This is a genomic window from Anaeromyxobacter soli, from assembly GCF_022808855.1.
In the GTDB taxonomy this organism is placed as follows: Bacteria; Myxococcota; Myxococcia; order Myxococcales; family Anaeromyxobacteraceae; genus Anaeromyxobacter; species Anaeromyxobacter soli.
Genome location: NZ_JAKZLF010000017.1, coordinates 1 through 20,488 on the forward strand (window position 1 = coordinate 1; position 20,488 = coordinate 20,488).

Genomic DNA, 20,488 nt, shown 5'->3' on the forward strand with positions numbered 1-20,488 from the left:
GCGCCGCCGCGCGGCGGCCCGCCGCTGCGCATGGTCGAGACGGAGGTCGGACACCCGGTGAGGCCGGCGCCGATCGTCTCGGTGCCCACTCCGGCGGGGGCCCGCGGACGGCCGGGTGGGGCGATCCCGGCGTACCGGCCAGGCGTCGCGGCCGCGCCGGCGCCCACCCGGTCACAGGTCCCCGCGTCGCCTGGGCGGCCGCCGCAGCGGTCCACCGAGGGTGCGCGCCCCGCGCCGGCGCCGTCGCGCGGCGGCACGAGCGGCGCGGGCCGGACTCCGGGCGCTGCACCTGCCCCGCAGAGATCGTCCGGAGCGGCCGCGGCACCTGCCCCGGGCCCGGCCGCGCCCGCGCCGCAGCGGCCGTCGGGCGCGTCGGCGGCGCCTGCACCGGCTGCGCCCGCGCCGCAGCGGCCGTCGGCGACGACCTCGGCGCCGGCGCCGCAGGCCGCTGCCCCGGCGCCCGCGCCCGCACCCGCCGCTCCGAGTCGCGGCGGCACCGACTCCACCTCCGGTGACACGGGCGCGCGCCCTGCGCCGGCCCCGGCGCCCGGGCGCTGAGCCGGGCGATCACTTCGATCAGCGTCCCTCGCTCGAGCGTCCGAGCGGGGCGCGCACGATGGCCTCGTAGCGCGGTCCCTTCGGCGACAGGTGCGACTCGAAGAGCACGAGCTCGCCGGCGCGCCACGCGACGCCGTCGCCCTGCGCCGCCTCCGCGAGCGCCCCACCGAGCCCGGGCGCGCCGCGGACGTCGCGCGCCCGGCCGAGCGTCAGGTGCGGGGAGAACGGGCGCGCCTCCGGCGCGAAGCCGAGCGGCGCGAGCCGTCGCCCGAGGTCCTGCACGAGCGCCCCCAGCGCGGCGACGTCGCCCTGGATGCCCGCCCACACGACCCGCGGCCGCCGCGCGTTCGGGAAGCCGCCGGCGTTGTGCACCTCCAGCGCGAGCGGGTGCGACCCGGCGGCCGCCGCGCGCACGGCGTCCGCGACGGCCTCCACGCGCGGCTCCGGGACGGCGCCCAGGAACTGCAAGGTGAGGTGGACGTTCTCGGGGACGACCCAGCGGACGTCGTCGGCCGCGCGGCCCGCCGAGCGGCGCAGGTGCGCGGCCGTCGCGGCGATGCGGCGACGGACGAGATCCGTCGGCTCGAGCGCGACGAAGAGGCGGTGACTCTTGCCCTCCACGGGACGAGGTGTAGCGGACCGTGGGGCGGATGGCGAGAAGGGAGAGGGGTCGCGCTGCTACTCGACCGTCACGCTCTTGGCCAGGTTCCTCGGCTGGGCATCGTGCCGGGGGAGCGAGACGCTCCCCCGGGCCCCCGGCGCGCTCTGGCGCGGCCTCTGCCGGCCGCGCCGCCGCGCGCTGCTACTCGACCGTCACGCTCTTGGCCAGGTTCCTGGGCTGATCCACGTCCGTGCCCTTCAGATCGGCGACGTGGTAGGCGAGGAACTGGAGCGGGATGATGGAGACGAGCGGGGCGAGGAGCGGCGGGGCGGGCGGGACCGTGAGCGCCACCTCGGCGAGGCTCGCCGCGTGCGTGTCGCCCTCGGACACCACCGCGAACACGTGGCCTCCGCGGGCGCGGACCTCCTCCATGTTGCCGAGCGTCTTCTCGTACGCGCGCTCCTGCGTGGCGAGGACGACGACCGGCAGCTCCTCGTCGATGAGGGCGATGGGCCCGTGCTTCATCTCGCCCGCGGCGTAGCCCTCGGCGTGGATGTACGAGATCTCCTTGAGCTTGAGCGCCCCCTCGAGCGCGACGGGGTACTGGCTCCCGCGCCCGAGGAACAGGACGTCGCGCGCGGCGGCGCAGCGCTTCGCGATCGGCATGAGCGCCGCCTCCTGGCGGATCATCTGCTCCATCCAGGAGGGGACGTGGCGAAGCGCCTCGAGGTGCTCGCGCGCGGCGTCGGCGGAGAGCGTGCCGCGCAGGCGGCCGAGCTTCACCGCGAGGAGATAGAGGCCCGCGAGCTGGGTCGTGAACGCCTTCGTCGAGGCGACGCCGATCTCCGGGCCTGCGCGGGTGAAGAGCGTCCCGCCGTCGCACTCGCGCGCGATCGCCGAGCCCACGACGTTGCAGATCGCGTAGGCCTTGGCGCCGCGCGCCCGCGCGATCTTCACCGCCGCGAGCGTGTCGGCCGTCTCGCCCGACTGCGAGATGGCGAGGCAGAGCACGCGCTCCGAGACCAGCGGATCCCGGTTGCGGAACTCGCTCGCGAGCTCCACCTCCACCGGGATGCGCGCGAGCGCCTCGATCATCTGGCGCCCGGAGAGCCCGGCGTGCCAGGAGGTGCCGCAGGCGACGATGACGATCCGCTCGAGCTGCTTGACGTAGTCCTCGGGCAGCTCGACCCCGTCGAGCGTGACGTCGCCCTGCTCGAGCGACGCGCGCCCGCGGATCGTGTCCGCGACGGCCCGGGGCTGCTCGAAGATCTCCTTGTGCATGAAGTGCTTGTGGCCGTCCTTCTCGGCGGCCACCGCGCTCCACTCGATCCGCCGCGGCTTGCGCTCGACCGGCTCGCCGTCGCGCCCGAAGAGCGTGATCCCCCCGGCGGTCAGGACCGCGAGCTCGCCCTCCTCGAGGTAGCTCACCTCGCGGGTGTGCTCGAGGATGGCCGGCACGTCCGAGGCGAGGAAGCTCTCGCCCTCGCCGTAGCCGACCACGAGCGGCGAGGCGTTCTTCGCGGCGACGATCTCGCCCGGCCGCTTCTCCGAGACGACCGCGATGGCGTAGGTGCCCTGGACCTGCGCGAGGGCCGCGCGGACGGCGGCCTGCAGGTCCCGGGCGCCGTCCCGCAGCGCGTCGGCGATGAGGTGCGCGAAGATCTCGGTGTCGGTCTCGGAGGCGAACTTGTGGCCGCGCCCCGTGAGCGCCGCCTTGAGGTCGAGGTGGTTCTCGATGATGCCGTTGTGGACCACCGCCACCCCGCCGTACGCGTGCGGGTGGGCGTTCTCGTCCGACGGCCGGCCGTGCGTCGCCCAGCGCGTGTGGCCGATGCCCGTGCAGCCGGGCAGGGGCCCGTCGCGCAGGATCGTCACGAGGTTCTGGAGCTTGCCCTTCGCCCGCTTCACCGCGAGGCCGGACGGCCCGACCACCGCGACGCCCGCGGAGTCATAGCCGCGGTACTCGAGCTTCCTGAGGCCGCCGACGATGAGGTCGACGCACTGCCGGGGACCGACGTAGCCAACGATTCCGCACATGAGGGCCTGCCTTCTACCACGGGGAAGCGGTTCGCCCGCTAGCTCGCTCGTCCGCCGCGCGGGCCCTCGCCCGGAGCCGGCGGCGGCGCGGCCTCGGCCGCCCCTTTGTTCTGCTTCTCCGCCTGCCGCCTGGCCACCCACCCCTCCTTCGTCACTTGCTTGGCGCGCCCGAGCGCCAGTGCACCGGGAGGCACGCTGTCCGTGAGGGTGGAGCCCGCCGCGACGTACGCCCCGGCGCCGATCTCGATGGGCGCGACCAGGATCGAGTCCGAGCCGATGAAGGCCCCCTCGCCGATGACGGTGGGGTGCTTCTTCTCGCCGTCGTAGTTGCAGGTGATCGTGCCGGCGCCGACGTTCGCGCCCGCGCCCACCGTGGCGTCGCCGAGGTACGTGAGGTGGTTCGCCTTCGCCCCCTTGCCGAGGCGCGCCTTCTTCGTCTCGACGAAGTTCCCGACGTGCGCCTCCTCGCCGATCTCGCTGCCGGGGCGGAGCCGGGAGAACGGCCCCAGGATCGCGCGCGCGGCCACGGTGGACTCGTCGACGACCGTGTACGGCCTCACCGTGACGCCGTCGCCGAGGGTCGCGTCGGTGAGGATCGCGCCCGCGCCGAGCCGGCAGCCCGCGCCGACGCGGGTGCGCCCCTTCAGCCGGACGTTCGGCTCGATGACGGTGTCCGCGCCGATCTCGACGCCCTCGTCGCAGTCGAACCGCTCCGGATCCTCGATCGTCACGCCGCCGCGCATGAGCTCCGACGCCCGCCGGCGCAGGAGCACCCGCCCGGCCCGGGCGAGCTCCTCGCGGTCGTTCACGCCCGACGCCTCCTCGGGCGGGACCGGCACCGCGACCGCGCCGCCCGCGCGCGCCGCCATCGCGACGAGGTCGGTGAGGTAGAACTCGGCCTGGGCGTTGGCGCTGCCCACCTTCGAGAGCGCGTCCCACAGGAACGCCGCCTCGGCGCAGTAGAGCCCGGCGTTCACCTCGTCGATGGCGCGCTCGGCCTCGTTCGCGTCCTTCTCCTCGACCACGCGCGCCGGGTTGCCCGCGGGGTCGCGGACGATGCGCCCGTAGCCGTGCGGGTTCGCGAGCTTCATCGTCGCGAGCGCGAGGGTCGCGCCCGCCCGCGCGCCGACCACGTGCGCGAGCGTCTCCGCCGTGAGGAGGGGCGTGTCGCCGGAGAGGATCACGATCGGGCCGTCGTACGCGCCGAGCGCCTCGCGGGCGGCGAGGACGGCGTGCGCGGTGCCGAGCTGCTCGCGCTGCACGGCGAAGCGCAGCGGCGCGCCCGGGAGCGCGGCCGCGAGGGCCGCCTCGACCGCCTCCGCCTGGTGGCCCACCACCGCGACGACCGGGTTCGCCCCGAGCTCGAGCGCGCGCAGCAGCGGGAACCAGGCCAGCGGGCGGCCGCCGACCTCGTGGAGGACCTTCGCCTTCTGCGACTTCATCCGGGTGCCCTTGCCGGCGGCGAGCACGATCGCGGCGAGGGGGGTGGGAGAGCGGGTCATGTCGCGGCAGGCTAGGCTCGCCCCCGCGTGGTGATCAAGCCCGAGGAGCGGGGGCGGGGCCCGGAAAGGCTGCCGCGCGGTGGTACAGGTGGTGGATGCCCGTCCTGCTCGCGATCGTCCTGTCCGCGACCGCCGTCTCCAGCCGGGGGGCGGTCGCGACCGCTCACCCGCTCGCGAGCGAGGTCGCCGCGGACGTCCTGCGCCGGGGCGGCAACGCCGCCGACGCGGCGGTCGCGGCCGCCCTCGCGCTCGCGGTGGTCGAGCCGCAGTCCTCTGGAATCGGCGGCGGCGGCTTCGCCCTCGTCTACGACGCGCGCGAGAAGAAGGTCCACGCCCTCGACTTCCGCGAGGTCGCGCCCGGCGCGGCGACCCCGGACCTGTTCGCGGCGCGGGGCGGCGCCCCGGCGACGCCGTCGCGCTCCCTCGACGGCGGCCTGGCGGTGGCGGTTCCGGGGGCCGTGAAGGGGTACGCGGAGCTCGCGCGCCGCTTCGGCACCCGATCCTTCGCGGCGCTCGCCGCGCCCGCGGCGCGCCTCGCCGAGCGCGGGTTCCCGGCCTCCCCCTCCTACTCCGACGCGGCGAGGGCCCGCCTCGCGTGCCTGGCCGCCCGGCCCGCGGCCGCGAGGGAGCTCCTCGTCGCCGGCGCGGACGGCCGGCCCGCGGCGCCCGCGCCCGGCGAGCGGATCGTGCGCCCCGACCTCGCCCGCACGCTGCGGCTCCTTGGCCGGGATCCCGCGGCCTTCTACCGCGGCCCGCTCGCGGAGCGCATCGCCCGGGCCGCGCGAGACGACGGCGGCGTGCTCGCCGCGAGCGACCTCGCGCGCTACCGCGTGCGCGACCGCGCGCCGGTCGAGGGGAGCTACCGCGGCTACCGGATCGTCTCCATGGGCCTGCCCTCCGCGGGAGGCGCGATCGTGATCGGGCTCTTGCAGGCGCTGGAGCGGGAGGCGCCGCGCGAGGGCGGGTACCGGCCCGTGCGCTTCCTGCACGCCATGGCGGAGGCGGAGAAGCGGCTCTTCGCGAGGCGCGCAGCGCTCGGCGACCCGGACTTCGTGCCCGGGGCGGCGGGGGTGGTCGAGGAGATGGTCTCGCCCGCGTACGCTGCCCGCCTCTCCGCGGAGCTCGGCGAGCGCGCGCGCCCCGTCGCCGCGGACACGCCGCCGCGCGACGAGGGGAAGCACACGACCCACCTCTCGGTGGTGGACGCGGAGGGGAACGCGGTCGCGATCACCACGACCGTGAACTACCTGTTCGGCGCGTGCGTGGTCGTCCCGGGGACGGGGATCCTGCTCAACGACGAGATGGACGACTTCGACGCCGCCGCGGGCGCGCCGAACGCGTACGGGCTCGTCGGCACCGGCGCGAACGCGCCCGCGGCCGGGAAGACGCCGCTCTCGTCGATGGCGCCGACGCTCGTCTTCGCGCCGGGCGGGGCGCTCTGGCTCGTCGTCGGCGCGCCGGGCGGCTCGACCATCCCGACCACCGTCGCGCAGGCGATCTCCCACCTCGTGGACGACGGTATGTCCCTGGAGCAGGCGCTCGCCGCTCCACGCCTGCACCATCAGTGGCAACCGGACGCCCTGCGCGTCGAGCCGAACGCGCTCGAGGCCGAGACCGCCCGCGCGCTCGCGGCACGGGGACACCGGCTCCAGGTGGCGGAACGGCCCTGGGGCAACGCCCAGGCGGTGCGGCGCCGGCCGGACGGTCGCTGGGAAGCGGCGAGCGATCCCAGGTACGACGGAGCCCCGTCGGCGCCCTGATCGCGTGCTGGCGCGGGTTCGACGGGCGGGCGGCCGTCCGCTATCCTGCTTGTCGGATCGTGACCTCGAGACCTGCACCCACCGCCGCCGCGGGCGGCGTCCGTACGCCGCGCGCGGCGCTCGCCGCCGAGGTGCGCCGGCTCGAGGAGGCGCTCCGCGCCGCGCAGCGCGACCTCGTCGCCCACGGCGGCGACGCGCTCCCCGGGATGCACCTCCTCGTCGAGGCCGCCGGCCGGCGCGCGCTGCTCCCGGCCTCCCGCGTCTCGGAGGTGATCCGGCTCGTGGCCACCGCGCCGCTCGCCGGCGCCCCGCCGCACGTGCTCGGGACCTTCGTGTGCCGGGGCCAGCCGGTCGTCGCGGTGGATCTCTCCGCCTGGCTCGGCGCCGTTCGCGAGCCTCCCCTCGACGCCCAGATCGCGATCCTCCCCGGCTCGCCGACCCTCGGCGTCGTCGTCGACCGGGTGGACCGGCTCGTGGACGGCCCCCGGCTCTTCCACGGGGACGCGGCGTCCGGGACGCCCCCGGCCTGGCGCGGCACGCCGCTCGTCGCCGGGCTGTGCCTGCTCGACCGAGAGGTCGTGCCGCTCCTCGATCCCGCGCCCCTCGCCGAAGGCCTCCCGGAGCGGCCTTGACCGCCGCCGGCGCGACCTTCGCCGCCGGCGTCGAGGACGTCGAGCGGGCGCTGCGCGACGCGTGCGGCATCACGCTCACCGAGGGGCTCCGCACCACGCTCGAGGAGGCGCTCCGCCGCGCCGCGCGGGCGGTGGAGCTCGAGCCCGAGGCGTTCCGGGCCCGGCTCCGGGCCCGCGATCCGCGCTGCCTGGGCGAGCTCGTCGAGGCGGCGGTGGTCGGGGAGACCTACTTCTTCCGCCACCCCGAGCAGCTCGACGCCGTGCGCGAGGTGGTGCTGGCGCGCGCGCAGCGCGAGCGCCCGCTGCGGATCTGGTCGGCCGGGTGCGCCACCGGCGAGGAGCCGTACTCGCTCGCGATGCTGCTCCGCGACGCCGGCCGGGCGGCGTGCCGCGACCGGATCCTCGCGACCGACGTGTCCGCCCGCGCGCTCGCGGTGGCCGCCGAGGCGGTCTACGGGGCGTGGTCGCTGCGCCGGCTCGATCCGGGCGCGCGCGCTCGCCACCTCGAGGGCGAGGGGCCGCAGGTGCGCGTCCGCGCGGAGGTGCGCGCCGCGGTGGAGTTCCGTCGCCACAACCTCTACTCCGAGCCCGCCCCCGCCGGCCCGTTCGACCTCGTCGTCTGCCGCAACGTCCTCATCTACTTCGACCCCGAGACCGCGCGCGCGATCACCGCGCGGCTCCTCGAGGCGGTCGCGCCGGGGGGGTTCCTCCTGCTCGGCCCGGTGGAGGTGCCCATCGCCGAGAAGCTCGCGGTGGAGCGGCTGGAGGTGGGCGGCACGGTGATCTTCCGCCGGCTCGCGCCGGGGGAGGTCCGGACCGAGCGAGCGGTGCCTGCGAAGGCGCGGAGCCGGGGGAGGAGCGCGAGCGCGGCTCCGGCGCCCACCCCCGCTCCGATCGCGACGCCCACCCCGGCCGCCGCGACGCTCACCCCGGCCCCGACTCCCGCCCCGGCCGCGGTCGTGACGCCCACCGCGCTGGACACGCCGGTTCCGAGCGAAGCCGCGATCCCCATCCCCGGCTTCGAGCAGGCCCGCGCCGCCGCGCGCCGCGGCGACCTCGAGTTCGCGGAGCAGCTCGCCCGCGAGGTGGCCGAGCGGCACCTTTGCCCGGAGTCCTACCTGCTCCTCGCCATGGCCGCCGACGCGCGGGGCGATCTCGGCGGCGCCATCGACGCCCTCCGGCGCGCCCTCTACCTCGAGCCCGGCCTCGCGATGGCGCACGCGTCGCTCGTGCCGCTCTACGCGCGCGTCGGGCGGCACGACGAGGCGGCGCGCGCGCGGCGGAACGCGATCGAGGCCGTCGAGGGCCTGGACGACGGCGCGCCGCTCCGCGGCGTCGAGCCCATCACCGCCGGTGCGCTGCGCAGCGCGCTCGGCGAAGTTCGCCGGCCCCGCGCGGGCGCCGGAAGGAGCGAGCCATGAAGGTGCTGCTCGTCGACGACACGCGGACGCTCCTGTCGCTCATCCAGGTCTACCTGATGGGCTGGCAGATCGAGTTCGTGGAGGCGAAGGACGGCACGGAGGGCCTCGCGCGGGCGCGCGAGCACAAGCCGGATCTCGTCATCTCGGACGTGCGGATGCCCGGGATGGACGGCTTCGAGCTGTGCGCCGCGATCCGCGCCGATCCGATCCTCCACAAGACGCCCATCGTCCTCCTCACCTCGCTCGCCGACGACGCGAGCCGCAAGAAGGGCAAGCTCGTCGGCGCGACCGCGTTCCTGACGAAGCCCGTCTCGGTGGAGGAGCTCCGCAAGACCGTGGGCGGGATCCTCCAGCTCCCCGCGAGGAGGTAGCGCGTGACGGCAACGGGACAGGGGCGCGAGCTCAGGGCGGCTCCGGCCGAGCCGCCGGACGCGCTCGAGCCGGCGCCGTCGCCCGAGGCGCGCCGCCGGATCCTCGAGGAGCGGGCGCGGGAGATCGCCTTCGCGCGGGAGACCACCGCGGTGGCCACCTTGCCCGTGGTGGCGTTCAGCGTGGGCGGGGAGCGCTACGGGGTCGAGGTCGAGGACGTGTTCCAGATCCTCGACGCGCAGGTGCTCTCGCCGCTCCCCGCGGCGCCCCCCTGGCTCCTCGGCGCGGCGGTGGCGCGGGCGCGGGTGGTGCCGGTGCTCGACCTGCGGCAGCTCCTCGGCCTCGAGGGCGCGGGGCTGAACGACCTCGCGAAGATCCTGGTGGTCGAGCACGGCGACGAGGCGTTCGGCCTCGCCGCGGAGGCGGTCGAGGGCCAGGTGGAGCTCCCGCGCGATGGGCTCTCGAGCGCCGCGGAGGGCCCGTTCTCGTGGATCGCGCAGGACCGGCTCGCGGTGCTCGACCTCGGCAAGCTCGGCGCCCCGGCGGCGCACGGCGGGTAGCGCATGGATCGCGAGCTCTTCCGCCAGATCTGGCCCGTCTTCTCCGCCGAGGCGCGCGAGCACCTCGAGGCCATCAGCACGGGGATCCTCACGCTCGAGCGCGACCCGCGCGCGCCCGAGGCGCTCGACGCCGTGCGCCGCATCGCGCACAGCCTCAAGGGCTCTTCGGGGAGCCTCGGCCTCGCCGACGTGGAGCGGCTCGCGCACGCGATCGAGGGATCGCTCGCGGGGTTCGACCCGGCCGCCGGGCTCTCCCGCGCCGCCGTGCAGGCGTCGCTCGAGGCGGTCGAGGCGATGGAGGACGCGATCGCGGCCGGCGACGAGGGCGGCGTCATCGCCGTCGCGGGGGTCGAGACGCTCCTCGCCGCCCTCCGCCCCGCGCTCGAGCGGGCCGAAGCGCCGGCCGGGGAAGACCCCGAGGACGGCACGCCGGGAGAGGACGGCCCCGAGGCGCCGGAGCCGCGCCTCGCGGAGGCTCCCGCGCCAGGCGACGCCCCCGCCGACATGGACGCCCTCGAGGAGGCGCTCGAGCAGCTCTGCGCGCCGCTCGATCCCGAGACGCGCCGCGCGGTCGCCACCCGCGCCGCGCAGGCGGCGGTCCGGATGGGCGCGCTCGCCGCCCCCGGCGCGGCCGCGCTCGCGCGCCGCGCGGCGGATGGGTTCGCGGGGCTCGCCGACGGCGGGGTCGACGCGCCGCGCGCCACCGCGGCCCTGGCGGGCGACCTCATCGACCTGCGCGAGGCGCTCGCGCGCGCGCCCGCGATCGCCTCGGACGCGCCGTCGAGCGCCCCCGCGGCGGCCGCGCAGGCGCGGGGCGAGAAGTCGATCCGCGTGCTCGCCTCCACGCTCGCCTCCATCGGCCGCCAGGTCGAGCTCCTCTCGCTCGCCGAGGCCCGCCGCGCGCGCCGGGCGCGCGACGTGTTCGGCCACGCGGCGTCGGTGCGGGACGCGCTGCAGGCGCTCGACGAGGCGGGCCGGGCGCTGCGCGCCGCCGGGGTCGAGGCGGGGCGCGCCGAGCTCGAGCGGTCGTCCGCGCGGCTGCGCGAGATCGCGACCGACCTCACCCGCGTCGCGCGCGAGGCGTCGCGCGAGGCCGAGCAGCAGCGGCTCGCGGGCACCGTGCTCCGCGAGGACCTGCGCGCGCTCCGGATGGTGCCCGCCGCGCTCGTGCTCGAGCCGCTCCGCCGCGCCGTGCGCGACGTCGCCGGCCGGCTGGGCAAGGAGGTCGAGCTCACGATCGACGGCGGGGAGGCCCGCCTCGACCGCCAGATCGTGGACGCGCTCCGCGATCCGCTCCTGCACCTCGTGCGGAACGCGGTGGACCACGGCATCGAGGCGCCCGCGGCGCGGAGGGCCGCCGGGAAGTCGACCGCCGGCCGCATCGCCGCCCGCGTCGAGCCGCGCGGCTCGCGGGTCGCCATCATCGTCGAGGACGACGGGCCGGGCCTCGATCTCGCGGGGCTGCGCGCCGCCGCGGTGCGCAAGGGGGTCCTCCCCGCCGAGGAGGCGGATCGCCTCGGCGATCAGGAGGCGGCGCGCCTCGTGTTCCACCCCGGCCTCTCCACCGCGCGCGCCGTGACGGAGATCTCCGGGCGCGGGGTCGGGATGGACGTCGTCCTCGAGACGCTGGCGCGGCTCGGGGGCACGGTGGACGTCCGCTGGGAGGCGGGCCGCGGCACGCGCTTCGACCTCGAGGTGCCGCTCACGCTGTCCGCGTCCACCGCGCTCGTGTTCCGCGTCGGGCGCGACGTGATCGCGCTGCCCGCGGAGGCGATCGAGCACGTCGTGCTGGTCACCGCGGGCGATCTCGGCAGCGTCGCCGGGCGCACCACGGCGCAGGTCGCCGGCGAGCACGTGCCGTACGTACCGCTCGCGCGGCTCCTGCGCATGCCGGAGGGGGCGGCCACGCCGCCGCGCCAGCGGGTGGCGCTCGTGATCGCCCACGGCGGCGCGCGCGTCGCCGTCGGGGTGGACGAGCTCGTCGGCCAGCAGGAGCTCGTGATCTCCTCGCTCGGCGCGCGGGTCGCGGCGGTGCCGCACCTCGCCGGCGCGGCGGTGCTCGACGACGGGCGCGTGGCGGGGGTCCTCTCCGCGGCGGAGCTCGTGCGGCGGGGGCAGCCGGGCATGGGGGCGAGCCGCGCCGAGGGCGGGCGGCGCGTGATCGTCGCGGACGACTCGCTCACCACCCGCTCCGCGATGAAGGCGCTCCTCGAGATGGCGGGCTACGCGGTGATCCCCGCCGCCGACGGGGAGGAGGCGTTCCAGCTCCTGCGCGAGTCGGGCGCGGACCTCGTCGTGTCCGACGTGCAGATGCCCCGGCTCGACGGCTTCGGCCTCACGCGCAAGGTGAAGACCGACCCGCGCCTGCGCCGCACGCCGGTCGTCCTCGTCACCTCCCTCGAGGCGGCCGAGGATCGCGCCGCCGGCCTCGCCGCCGGCGCCGACGGCTACCTCGTGAAGCGCGAGGTCGAGCGCGGCAAGCTCCTCGACCTCGTCCGCCAGCTCCTGCCCCGCGCATGATCCGCTGCCTGCTGGTGGACGACTCCCGCTCGTTCCGCGCCCTGCTGCGCGCGCTCCTCGATCGCGCCGGCATCGCGGTCGTCGGCGAGGCCGCCGACGGCGAGGCGGCGGTGGCCCAGGTGGCGGCGCTCCGCCCGGACGTCGTGACCATGGACGTGCGGATGCCCGGCAAGGACGGGCTCGCGGCGATCGAGGAGATCATGCGGGTCGCGCCGACGCCGATCGTGGTGGTCTCGGCGGAGGCCGGGCCCGAGCGGCAGGAGCTCGCCTTCTGGGCGCTCGAGCTCGGCGCGGTGGAGGTGCTCGCGAAGCCGCGCGCCACGGACGCGGCGCGCTTCGCCCGCGAGGCGGACGCGATCCGCGACGCCGTCCGCGCGGTCGCGGGGCTGAAGCTCGTCACCCGCCACCGGCGGCTCCCGTTCCGCCCGGGGGGCGCGCCCGCGCAGGGGCCGGCCCCGCGGGCCGCGGCCGGCGCGTCGACCGCCGCCAGCGCGGCCGGAGGGGCCGGGGCGAGCGCGCCGCGGGCGCTCGGCATCGCCGCCTCGACCGGCGGGCCCGCCGCGATCGCCCGCATCCTGCGCGCGCTCCCCCGCGAGTTCCCGGCGCCCATCCTGGTGGTGCAGCACATCGCCCCCGGCTTCGAGGCCGGCCTCGTCCACTGGCTCGGGAGCGAGACGCGCCTCGCGGTGAAGCTCGCGGTGGACGGCGAGCTCTTGCGGCCGGGCACGGTCTACGTGGGCGCCGACGGGCGTCACCTCACCGCCCGCGCGGACCGCGTGCGGCTCGTGGACGCGCCGCCGGTGCGCGGCTTCCGCCCGTCCGGCACGACGCTGCTCGAGTCGCTCGCGCGCGAGTACGGGGGCGCCGCGGCGGGGCTCGTCCTGTCGGGGATGGGCGACGACGGCGCCGACGGCCTCAGGGCGGTGCGCGATCGCGGCGGCTGGACGGCGGCGCAGGGGCGCGCGTCGGCGGTGGTGTTCGGCATGCCCGGCGCCGCGATCGAGCGCGGCGCCGCCGCCCACACGATCGAGCTCGACGACATCGCCCCGGCGCTGCTCAGGCTCGCCCGCGCGCCTGCCGCTGCGCCCCGGGCGTGATGGCGGCGGGGCGCGGCCGCGCGGTGTACGTTCGCGAGGAGATGTGGTTCGACCCGCTCCTGCACGCGCGCGCGCTCCGGGCGCGCGACCTCGACGACCTCGCCTTCTTCGGGGTGACGGGCGCCCTCGTCCCGTCCGACGACGCCGTCGTGCCGGCCACCGCGGCCGCGATCCGCGCCGGCTGGGAGGCGACCGCCGCCGCCGCGCGCCGCCTGCGCCGCGCCGGCCTCGACGGGCACGCGGCGGTGGGGATCCACCCGCGGCGGATCCCGCTCCGCGGCCTCGAGGCGCTCCTCGCCGATCTGCCCGTCGCGCTCGACCGGCCCGAGGTGGCCGCGATCGGCGCCGTCGGGCTCGCCGAGGGAGGGGAGCTCGAGGAGCGCGTGCTCGTCCGGCAGCTCGAGCTCGCGCGCGAGCTCCGGCGCCCCGTGCTCGTGGCGACGCCGTCGCGGGCGACGGAGCGGATCACCCGGCGCGCGCTCGCGATCCTCCGCGAGGCGGAGCTCGACCCCGGGCGCGTGCTCGTGGCCGGCGCCGACGCGCGCACGGTGCGCGCGGTGCGCGCCTGCGGCTACCTCGCCGGCCTCTCGCTCTCCGCCGGGGACGGCGGCGGGCGCGGCTCGATCGCCGAGGCGGTGCGGCTCGTGCGGGCGCTCGGGCCGGAGGGGCTCGTGCTCGGCTCCGACGCCGGCGTCGCCGGGGCCGATCTGCTGGCGCTGCCGCGCGCCGCGGACCGGCTCGCGAAGGCGGGGCTCTCGGAGGCGGTGGTGCGACGGGTGTGCGGGGAGAACGCGCGCGCGTTCCTGGGGCTCGCGGGCGGCGCGCGGCGGCGGACGCCCGCGCGGCGCACGGGGCGGGGTCGCTAGGCGCGGAGCCCGGGAGCGCTAGGCGCGGCGGCGGGCGCGGCCGCGGCCGCGGCTTGCCGGCGTGGGCGCAGGGGCAGCGGCGGCGCCGGCGTCGCGGCGCCAGTGGCCGCTCCGGCCGCCCTTCTTCTCGACGAGCTCCAGCCCCTCGATGCGCATGCCCTTCTCGTACCGCTTCAGCATGTCGTAGATGGTGAGGCACGCGGCGGCGACGGCCGCGAGCGCCTCCATCTCGACCCCGGTGCGGTCCACCGTGCGCACGGTCGCCGAGACGGCGACGCCGCGCGGCCCCGGCTCCGCCTCGACGTCCACGGCGGAGAGGGCGATCGGGTGGCAGAGCGGCACGAGCTCCGGCGTCTTCTTCGCGGCCATGACGCCGGCGAGCCGCGCCGCGGCGAGCACGTCGCCCTTCTCGACGTCCCCGCGCTCGACGCGCGCGACCGTCTCGGCGGACATCGCCACGAACCCGCGCGCGACCGCGACGCGCTCCGTCTTCGGCTTCGCGCCGACGTCGATCATCTTCATCGGTTCAGTCCCAGTTCTCCGTCGCGTGCTCGCCGAGGAACCGCTCCGCGTCGATGGCGGCCATGCAGCCCGACCCCGCCGCGCTGATCGCCTGGCGGTAGCTCGGATCGGCGACGTCGCCGGCCGCGAACACGCCCTTCACGCTCGTCGCCGTCGAGGGGCTCTTCACCTCGAGGTAGCCGACGTCGTTCATGGCGAGCTGGCCGCGGAAGATCTGGGTGTTCGGCTCGTGCCCGATCCCCATGAAGACGCCCTTCAGCGGCAGCTCGCGCGTCGAGCCGTCCTTCGTGGAGCGCAGGCGGACGCCCGTGACCGCCTTGGCGTCGCCCAGGATCTCGTCGATGACGGTGTCGAGCACGAGCTCGATCTTCGGGTTCTTCAGCGCGCGGTCCTGCATGATCTTGGAGGCGCGCAGCTCGCCGCGGCGGTGGATCACGTGGACCTTCGTCGCGTACTTCGTGAGGAAGATGGCCTCCTCCATGGCGGTGTCGCCGCCGCCGACGACCGCGACCTCCACGCCGCGGAAGAAGAAGCCGTCGCAGGTCGCGCACGCCGAGACGCCGCGGCCCTGGTACGCCTTCTCGGAGGGGATCTGCAGCCACTTCGCGGTCGCGCCGGTGGCGATCACCACCGCGTCCGCGGTGAAGAGCCGGTCGTCCTGCCAGAGCTGGAACGGGCGCCGCGAGAGGTCCACGCGCGTCACCTCGCCCATCTCGAAGCGCGTGCCGAAGCGCTCCGCCTGCTTCTTCAGGAGCTCCATGAGCTCGGGCCCGAGGATGCCCTCGGGGAACCCGGGGAAGTTCTCGACCTCGCTCGTGATGGTGAGCTGCCCGCCAGGCTGCATCCCCTCGAAGAGGAGCGGGTTCAGGTTGGCGCGCGCGGCGTAGAGGGCGGCCGTGTAGCCGGCCGGTCCGCTGCCGATGATGACGAGCCTCTCGTGCTGAGCCATGGGTTCCCTCGCTTGGGCGGACGGTTGTTTATCCCCTGAGAGCCCGGGTGTCATGGGGAAGGTTCTGTGCGCGGGGCGGCCCGCGCCACGCGTCAGGGCGCGGCCGAGCGCCGCGCCCAGAGGAAGACGCGCCGGTACGTGTAGAGGAAGGGCCGCGCGTCGCCGAGCGCCTCGAGGAGGCGCGCCCGGTAGCGCTCGAGGAAGCGCGCGTACGCCTCGGGTGGGAGGCGCCGCTCGTAGTCGGTGAGCAGCGTCCCGCGCACCCAGTCGACCACCGCGCCCGGCTCGGGCAGCGGGTGGCCGTAGATCTCCACCCGCACGCGCCGGGCCTCGAGCCCGAGCCGCCAGAGGAGCTGCGCGTAGGCCTCGGGCGCGAGCACCGGGCTCTCGCGCACGAAACCGCCGAGCGACGCGGCGAGGTCCGGCTCGCGCGCGACCGCGCGGGCGATCGCGTGCGACGGGTGCTCCTCGTTCGCGGGGATCTGCAGCGCGAGCTGCCCGCCGGGCGCGAGCAGCGCCGCGAGCCGGGGGAGGAGCGCCTCGTGGTCCGGGGTCCAGTGGAGCGCCGCGTTCGAGAGGACGAGGTCGTACGGCCCGTCGTCCACCGCAGCGAGATCTCCCTGCCGGAAGGCGAGGCCGCCGCCCGCGTGCGTCGCCGCGCGGGCGAGCATCGCGGCGGACGCGTCCACGCCCACCGTCTCGCGCGCGCGGAGCCGCTCGTGCGCGAGGCGCGTGAGCTCGCCCGTGCCGCAGCCGAGATCGACCACGCGCATGGCGGGGCGCGGCTCGACGAGCGCGAGCAGATCGAGGAACGGCGCGCGCCGCTCGTCGGCGAAGCGCGCGTAGCGATCGGGGTCCCAGACGTCGCGCTCGGCGGCGGGCAAATGCGTTGACCTCCTCGGCATTTTGACCGAATCTCCCCGGTTCAAGAGTACCCCCGAAAGCCTATCTCCTCCGGAGCTCCGCCCCATGAAGAGCCGTCACCTCGTCGTCGCCGCGCTCGCGCTCGCGCTCGCGGCGTGCCAGTCACCCCGCCCGGCGCAGCAGGCGTCGAACGGTCAGGCGCAGAAGCAGGACCCGAGCGCGCCCGTCGCCAAGATCGGCAGCCAGACGATCACCGCCGGCGAGCTCGACGAGCTCGTGAAGCGTGACCTCTCCCAGCTCGAGCAGCAGTACCAGGAGCAGAAGTACCAGCTCCGCCGCCAGGCGCTCGAGGCGATGATCCGCAAGCGCATCGTCGAGGAGAAGGCGAAGGCCCAGAACGTCACGCCGGAGGAGATGGTCCAGAAGGAGATCGGCGCGAAGGTGGCCGAGCCCTCCGACGAGGAGGCCCGCGCGCTGTACGACCGCGCCAAGGCCGGCGGCCAGCAGCTCCCGCCGTTCGACCAGGTGAAGCCGGAGATCGTGCGCTTCATCAAGAACCAGAAGGCGCAGGGGCTCCTCGCCGACTACTACGAGCAGCTCAAGAAGGACGCGAAGGTGGAGGTGCTCCTGCCGGCCTACGAGCCGCCGAAGGTCCAGGTGGCGGCGACCGGCCCGGCGAAGGGGCCGCAGGCGGCGCCGGTCACGATCGTGGAGTTCTCCGACTTCGAGTGCCCGTTCTGCGTGCGCGCCGAGGGCACCGTGAAGCAGGTGCTCGACGCCTACCCGGACAAGATCCGGCTCGTGTACCGCGACTTCCCGCTCCCGATGCACGCGCGCGCGCCCAAGGCGGCCGAGGCGGCCCACTGCGCCGAGGACCAGGGGAAGTACTGGGACATGCACGAGAAGCTGTTCGGCTCGGGCAACAAGATCGACGTCCCCGATCTGAAGCGCTACGCGGGCGAGCTGAAGCTCGACCAGGCCAAGTTCGACAAGTGCCTCGACTCCGGCGAGAAGGCGAGCATCGTCGAGGGTCACAAGAAGGCGGGCGAGGAGGCGGGCGTCTCCGGCACGCCGGCGTTCTTCATCAACGGCCGCATGCTGAGCGGCGCCCAGCCGATGGACGCGTTCAAGAAGATCATCGACGAGGAGCTGGCGAGCGCGGGCAAGAAGTAGCCCCCCGTCGAGCCGACGGCTCGGTTTGCACCGCAGGCGGCCGTGCCCTAGATAGAGGGCCGGCCGCCTCGCCTTTTCGGGGCGGAGAGAGAGGACCTCCAGGCATGGGCGGATACGGGCAGGGTGCGGCGGCGACGCTCGGCGAGCGGCGGAGGACGCGGGGCATCCGGGTGGGCAACGTGGCCATCGGCGGCGGCGCCCCCATCGCCGTCCAGTCGATGACGACCACCCAGACCGCCGACGCCGCGGCGACGCTCGCCCAGATCCGCGCGCTCGCCGAGGCGGGCGCGGACGTGGTCCGCCTCGCCGTGCCGGACAAGGACGCGGCGGGGTCGCTCGCCGCGATCGTGCGCGCCTCGCCGGTGCCGCTCGTCGCCGACATCCACTTCGACTACCGCCTCGCCCTCGCCGCGATCGAGGCGGGCATGCACGGCATCCGCCTCAACCCCGGCAACATCGGCGCGCGCGAGCGCGTGCGCGAGGTGGTGAAGGCTGCGCGCGAGCGGCTCGTGCCCATCCGCATCGGCGTGAACGCGGGCTCGCTCGAGAAGGACATCGTCGAGAAGCACGGCTGGCCCACCGCGGAGGGCATGGTCGAGAGCGCCGAGCGGCACATCCGCTTCCTCGAGGACGAGGGCTACCGGGAGATCAAGGTCTCGCTGAAGGCGCACGACGTCGCCATGACGGTGCAGGCGAACCGGCTCTTCTCGCAGCGCTTCGAGTACCCGCTCCACCTCGGCGTGACCGAGGCGGGGACGCTCCTCGCCGGCACGGTGAAGAGCGCCGCCGGGCTCGGCATCCTGCTCGGCGAGGGGATCGGCGACACCATCCGCGTCTCGCTCACCGCCGATCCGGTCGAGGAGGTGCGCGTCGCGCGCATGCTGCTCAAGTCGCTCGGCCTCAAGTTCGGCGGCGCGACGATGACCTCCTGCCCGACCTGCGGCCGCTGCTCGGTCGACATGATCCCCATCGCCGAGCGCGTCGAGAAGCGGCTCGGCACCTTGAAGGGCGAGGTGGCGGTCGCGGTGATGGGCTGCGAGGTGAACGGGCCGGGCGAGGCGGCCGCCGCCGACGTCGGCGTCGCCTACGGCCACAACGGCGTCGGGCTCCTCTTCCGCGAGGGCAAGATCGTGAAGCGGATGAAGGCGGAGGAGCTGGAGGACGCGGTGGTCGCCGAGGCGATCGCGATCGCCTCGAGCCGGACTCAGGGCTGACGGGGGCTGCGCCCCACGCCAAGCCGGCCGCGCGCGCCCCGTGATCATGCCGCCCGGTGATGGCCGCGAGGCGCTGCGAGGCCAGCGCCGAGCGGTGTATAACCCCCGGACCATGCCCGTCGTCAGACTCAGCCAGGCGTTCGTCCCCACCCTGAAGGAAGCGCCCGCCGACGCCCAGGTGGCGAGCCACAAGCTCCTCGTCCGCGCCGGCTTCATCCGCCAGCTCGGGGCCGGCATCTACGACTACCTCCCGCTCGCGAAGCGCACGCTCACCAAGATCGAGGCCATCGTCCGCGAGGAGATGGACGCGATCGGCGGCCAGGAGTTCTTCCTGCCGGCGCTCCACCCCGCCGAGATCTGGAAGGAGTCGGGCCGCTGGGAGGTCATGGGCGACAACATGTTCCGGCTCAAGGACCGGAAGGGCGGCGACTACTGCCTCGGCATGACGCACGAGGAGATCTTCACCGCCATCGCCCGCGACGAGCTGCGCTCGTACCGCCAGCTCCCGCAGGTCTGGTACCAGATCCAGACCAAGTTCCGTGACGAGCCGCGCCCGAAGTCCGGGCTGCTCCGCGTCCGCCAGTTCACCATGAAGGATGCCTACTCGTTCGACGTGGACCGCGCCGGGCTCGACAAGAGCTACGAGGACCAGCGGCGCGCGTACGAGCGGATCTTCACCCGCTGCGGCCTCGACTTCGTGGCGGTGCAGGCGCACTCCGGCGCGATGGGCGGCAGCGAGTCCTCCGAGTTCATGGTCCGCACCGAGGCCGGCGAGGACCTCGTCGCCGCCTGCCCCAAGTGCCGCTACGCGGCCAACACCGAGACCGCCACCTCGCGCCTCCCGGCCGAGCAGGACGGCGCCGGGCTCCCGAAGCCGGAGAAGTTCGCGACGCCGGGCGTGGTGACGATCGAGTCGCTCGCGGCGCCGCCGTACGGCGTGGCGGCGACCCGCCAGCTCAAGACGCTCGTGTACGTCGGCGACGAGAAGCTCGTCGTGGCGGTGGTGCGCGGCGACCAGGAGCTCAACGAGGCGAAGCTCCAGACCGCCACCGGCGCGCAGGTGCTCCGCCCGGCGCACGCCGAGGAGATCCCGCCGCTCATGGGCGCCCGCGCCGGCTCGCTCGGCGCGGTCGGCTTCTCGAAGGTCCACGTGTTCGTGGATCCCTCGCTCGCCGACCGCAGGGACATGGTCACCGGCGCGAACGAGGACGGCTTCCACCTGCGCGGCGTGGACGTGCGCCGCGACGTGCTGACCGGCCCGCACGCGAAGCTCGCGGAGCTCCGCACGGTGCGCGCGGGCGAGGGCTGTCCCCGCTGCGACGGCACGCTCGACGTGTTCAAGGCGCTCGAGATCGGCCACATCTTCAAGCTCGGCACCAAGTACTCCGAGTCGATGAAGGCGACCGTGCTCGACGCGGACGGCAAGGCGGTGCCCATCGTGATGGGCAGCTACGGCATCGGCGTGGAGCGGATCATGGCCGCGGCGATCGAGCTGCACCACGACGAGAACGGCATCCGCTGGCCGCTCTCCATCGCGCCCTTCCAGGCGACGGTGCTCACCCTCGGGCCGGAGCCGGAGCTGAAGCAGGCCGCGGACGAGATCGTGAAGGCGCTCTCGGACGCGGGCCTCGAGGTGCTCCACGACGACCGCGAGGAGCGCGCCGGCGTGAAGTTCAAGGACGCCGACCTCGTCGGCATCCCGCTCCGGATCGCGGTGGGCAAGAAGGGCCTCGCCGAGGGCAAGGTCGAGTGGAAGCTCCGCGGCGACAAGGCCGTGGAGCTCGTGCCCGTGGGCGAGGTGGCGCGCCGCGCCGTGGAGCGCGTGCGGGCCGGGGGCTAGGCC

General features: G+C 75.8%; 17 protein-coding genes and 1 pseudogene. 11 read left to right on the plus strand and 7 right to left on the minus strand.

Annotation, left to right across the window (positions count from 1 at the left end; all coding sequences use genetic code 11):
• The 4 genes and pseudogenes from MLV88_RS13025 to glmU form a co-directional block, all read right to left on the minus strand.
• Positions 1 to 497, minus strand: a pseudogene (locus MLV88_RS13025) (hypothetical protein); the annotation flags it as partial.
• Between the two features lie 79 nt (positions 498 to 576).
• Positions 577 to 1,179 (minus strand): RNA 2',3'-cyclic phosphodiesterase, encoded by a 603-nt coding sequence (gene thpR / locus MLV88_RS13030; protein ID WP_242361955.1) that lies wholly within the window; start codon positions 1,177 to 1,179, stop codon positions 577 to 579.
• Between the two features lie 181 nt (positions 1,180 to 1,360).
• Positions 1,361 to 3,196 (minus strand): glutamine--fructose-6-phosphate transaminase (isomerizing), encoded by a 1,836-nt coding sequence (glmS, locus tag MLV88_RS13035; protein WP_242356812.1) that lies wholly within the window; start codon positions 3,194 to 3,196, stop codon positions 1,361 to 1,363.
• Between the two features lie 38 nt (positions 3,197 to 3,234).
• Entirely contained in the window at positions 3,235 to 4,698 is a 1,464-nt protein-coding gene (gene glmU / locus MLV88_RS13040) for a bifunctional UDP-N-acetylglucosamine diphosphorylase/glucosamine-1-phosphate N-acetyltransferase GlmU (RefSeq protein WP_242372626.1), read from the minus strand.
• A gap of 95 nt (positions 4,699 to 4,793) precedes the next feature.
• On the opposite strand from glmU, the gene ggt reads away from it, so the two are divergent.
• Genes ggt through MLV88_RS13080 form a run of 8 tightly spaced genes read left to right on the plus strand, consistent with a single transcriptional unit; the run spans position 4,794 to position 13,923 of the window.
• On the plus strand, positions 4,794 to 6,458 hold the full coding sequence (gene ggt / locus MLV88_RS13045) for a gamma-glutamyltransferase (RefSeq protein ID WP_242372623.1): 1,665 nt from the start codon (positions 4,794 to 4,796) through the stop codon (positions 6,456 to 6,458).
• A 59-nt stretch (positions 6,459 to 6,517) separates the two neighbouring features.
• Positions 6,518 to 7,090, plus strand: coding sequence for a chemotaxis protein CheW (locus MLV88_RS13050; protein WP_242356805.1), 573 nt, complete (start codon positions 6,518 to 6,520; stop codon positions 7,088 to 7,090).
• Positions 7,087 to 8,511 carry a CheR family methyltransferase gene (locus MLV88_RS13055; RefSeq protein ID WP_242372620.1) on the plus strand — a complete coding sequence of 475 codons (1,425 nt, stop codon included), beginning with the start codon at positions 7,087 to 7,089 and terminating at the stop codon, positions 8,509 to 8,511. The genes MLV88_RS13050 and MLV88_RS13055 overlap by 4 nt, the downstream gene beginning before the upstream one ends.
• Entirely contained in the window at positions 8,508 to 8,882 is a 375-nt protein-coding gene (locus MLV88_RS13060; RefSeq protein WP_242341214.1) for a response regulator, read from the plus strand. Before MLV88_RS13055 ends, MLV88_RS13060 begins: the two co-directional genes overlap by 4 nt.
• 3 nt (positions 8,883 to 8,885) lie before the next feature.
• The gene (locus MLV88_RS13065) at positions 8,886 to 9,440 is read left to right on the plus strand and encodes a chemotaxis protein CheW (protein WP_242356804.1); all 555 of its coding nucleotides are present in this window, start codon (positions 8,886 to 8,888) and stop codon (positions 9,438 to 9,440) included.
• A gap of 3 nt (positions 9,441 to 9,443) precedes the next feature.
• A complete protein-coding gene (locus MLV88_RS13070) occupies positions 9,444 to 11,960 on the plus strand; it encodes a hybrid sensor histidine kinase/response regulator (RefSeq protein WP_243337647.1) in 2,517 nt (838 codons plus the stop codon).
• Positions 11,957 to 13,057, plus strand: a complete 1,101-nt coding sequence (gene cheB, locus MLV88_RS13075; protein WP_243337649.1) for a chemotaxis protein CheB — start codon at positions 11,957 to 11,959, stop codon at positions 13,055 to 13,057. The genes MLV88_RS13070 and cheB overlap by 4 nt, the downstream gene beginning before the upstream one ends.
• A 41-nt stretch (positions 13,058 to 13,098) precedes the next feature.
• The gene (locus MLV88_RS13080; RefSeq protein WP_243337650.1) at positions 13,099 to 13,923 is read left to right on the plus strand and encodes a TatD family hydrolase; all 825 of its coding nucleotides are present in this window, start codon (positions 13,099 to 13,101) and stop codon (positions 13,921 to 13,923) included.
• An 18-nt stretch (positions 13,924 to 13,941) separates the two neighbouring features.
• Here MLV88_RS13080 and moaC read toward each other — a convergent pair whose 3' ends face one another.
• The 3 genes from moaC to MLV88_RS13095 all read right to left on the minus strand — a co-directional run bounded on the left by moaC (position 13,942) and on the right by MLV88_RS13095 (position 16,299).
• Positions 13,942 to 14,445, minus strand: a complete 504-nt coding sequence (gene moaC / locus MLV88_RS13085) for a cyclic pyranopterin monophosphate synthase MoaC (RefSeq protein WP_243337653.1) — start codon at positions 14,443 to 14,445, stop codon at positions 13,942 to 13,944.
• A gap of 4 nt (positions 14,446 to 14,449) precedes the next feature.
• Entirely contained in the window at positions 14,450 to 15,394 is a 945-nt protein-coding gene (trxB, locus tag MLV88_RS13090) for a thioredoxin-disulfide reductase (protein WP_242338799.1), read from the minus strand.
• A 92-nt stretch (positions 15,395 to 15,486) separates the two neighbouring features.
• The gene (locus MLV88_RS13095) at positions 15,487 to 16,299 is read right to left on the minus strand and encodes a methyltransferase domain-containing protein (protein ID WP_242338801.1); all 813 of its coding nucleotides are present in this window, start codon (positions 16,297 to 16,299) and stop codon (positions 15,487 to 15,489) included.
• 64 nt (positions 16,300 to 16,363) lie between these two features.
• On the opposite strand from MLV88_RS13095, the gene MLV88_RS13100 reads away from it, so the two are divergent.
• The 3 genes from MLV88_RS13100 (at position 16,364) to MLV88_RS13110 (ending at position 20,485) form a co-directional block, all read left to right on the plus strand.
• Positions 16,364 to 17,431, plus strand: coding sequence for a thioredoxin domain-containing protein (locus MLV88_RS13100; protein ID WP_242338802.1), 1,068 nt, complete (start codon positions 16,364 to 16,366; stop codon positions 17,429 to 17,431).
• Between the two features lie 104 nt (positions 17,432 to 17,535).
• Positions 17,536 to 18,645 carry a flavodoxin-dependent (E)-4-hydroxy-3-methylbut-2-enyl-diphosphate synthase gene (gene ispG / locus MLV88_RS13105; RefSeq protein WP_242338804.1) on the plus strand — a complete coding sequence of 370 codons (1,110 nt, stop codon included), beginning with the start codon at positions 17,536 to 17,538 and terminating at the stop codon, positions 18,643 to 18,645.
• 112 nt (positions 18,646 to 18,757) lie between these two features.
• Positions 18,758 to 20,485: a proline--tRNA ligase gene (locus MLV88_RS13110; protein WP_242338806.1), complete on the plus strand. Its 1,728-nt coding sequence runs from the start codon at positions 18,758 to 18,760 to the stop codon at positions 20,483 to 20,485.
• Positions 20,486 to 20,488 lie beyond the last annotated feature (3 nt).

Coding starts and splice junctions, on each gene's coding strand:
- glmU (WP_242372626.1), bottom strand. CDS start 4,698: ATGACCCGCTCTCCCACCCCCCTCGCCGCGATCGTGCTCGCCGCCGGC.
- MLV88_RS13100 (WP_242338802.1), top strand. CDS start 16,364: ATGAAGAGCCGTCACCTCGTCGTCGCCGCGCTCGCGCTCGCGCTCGCG.
- MLV88_RS13070 (WP_243337647.1), top strand. CDS start 9,444: ATGGATCGCGAGCTCTTCCGCCAGATCTGGCCCGTCTTCTCCGCCGAG.
- trxB (WP_242338799.1), bottom strand. CDS start 15,394: ATGGCTCAGCACGAGAGGCTCGTCATCATCGGCAGCGGACCGGCCGGC.
- MLV88_RS13095 (WP_242338801.1), bottom strand. CDS start 16,299: ATGCCGAGGAGGTCAACGCATTTGCCCGCCGCCGAGCGCGACGTCTGG.
- cheB (WP_243337649.1), top strand. CDS start 11,957: ATGATCCGCTGCCTGCTGGTGGACGACTCCCGCTCGTTCCGCGCCCTG.
- ggt (WP_242372623.1), top strand. CDS start 4,794: ATGCCCGTCCTGCTCGCGATCGTCCTGTCCGCGACCGCCGTCTCCAGC.
- moaC (WP_243337653.1), bottom strand. CDS start 14,445: ATGAAGATGATCGACGTCGGCGCGAAGCCGAAGACGGAGCGCGTCGCG.
- glmS (WP_242356812.1), bottom strand. CDS start 3,196: ATGTGCGGAATCGTTGGCTACGTCGGTCCCCGGCAGTGCGTCGACCTC.
- ispG (WP_242338804.1), top strand. CDS start 17,536: ATGGGCGGATACGGGCAGGGTGCGGCGGCGACGCTCGGCGAGCGGCGG.
- MLV88_RS13060 (WP_242341214.1), top strand. CDS start 8,508: ATGAAGGTGCTGCTCGTCGACGACACGCGGACGCTCCTGTCGCTCATC.
- MLV88_RS13110 (WP_242338806.1), top strand. CDS start 18,758: ATGCCCGTCGTCAGACTCAGCCAGGCGTTCGTCCCCACCCTGAAGGAA.
- MLV88_RS13080 (WP_243337650.1), top strand. CDS start 13,099: ATGTGGTTCGACCCGCTCCTGCACGCGCGCGCGCTCCGGGCGCGCGAC.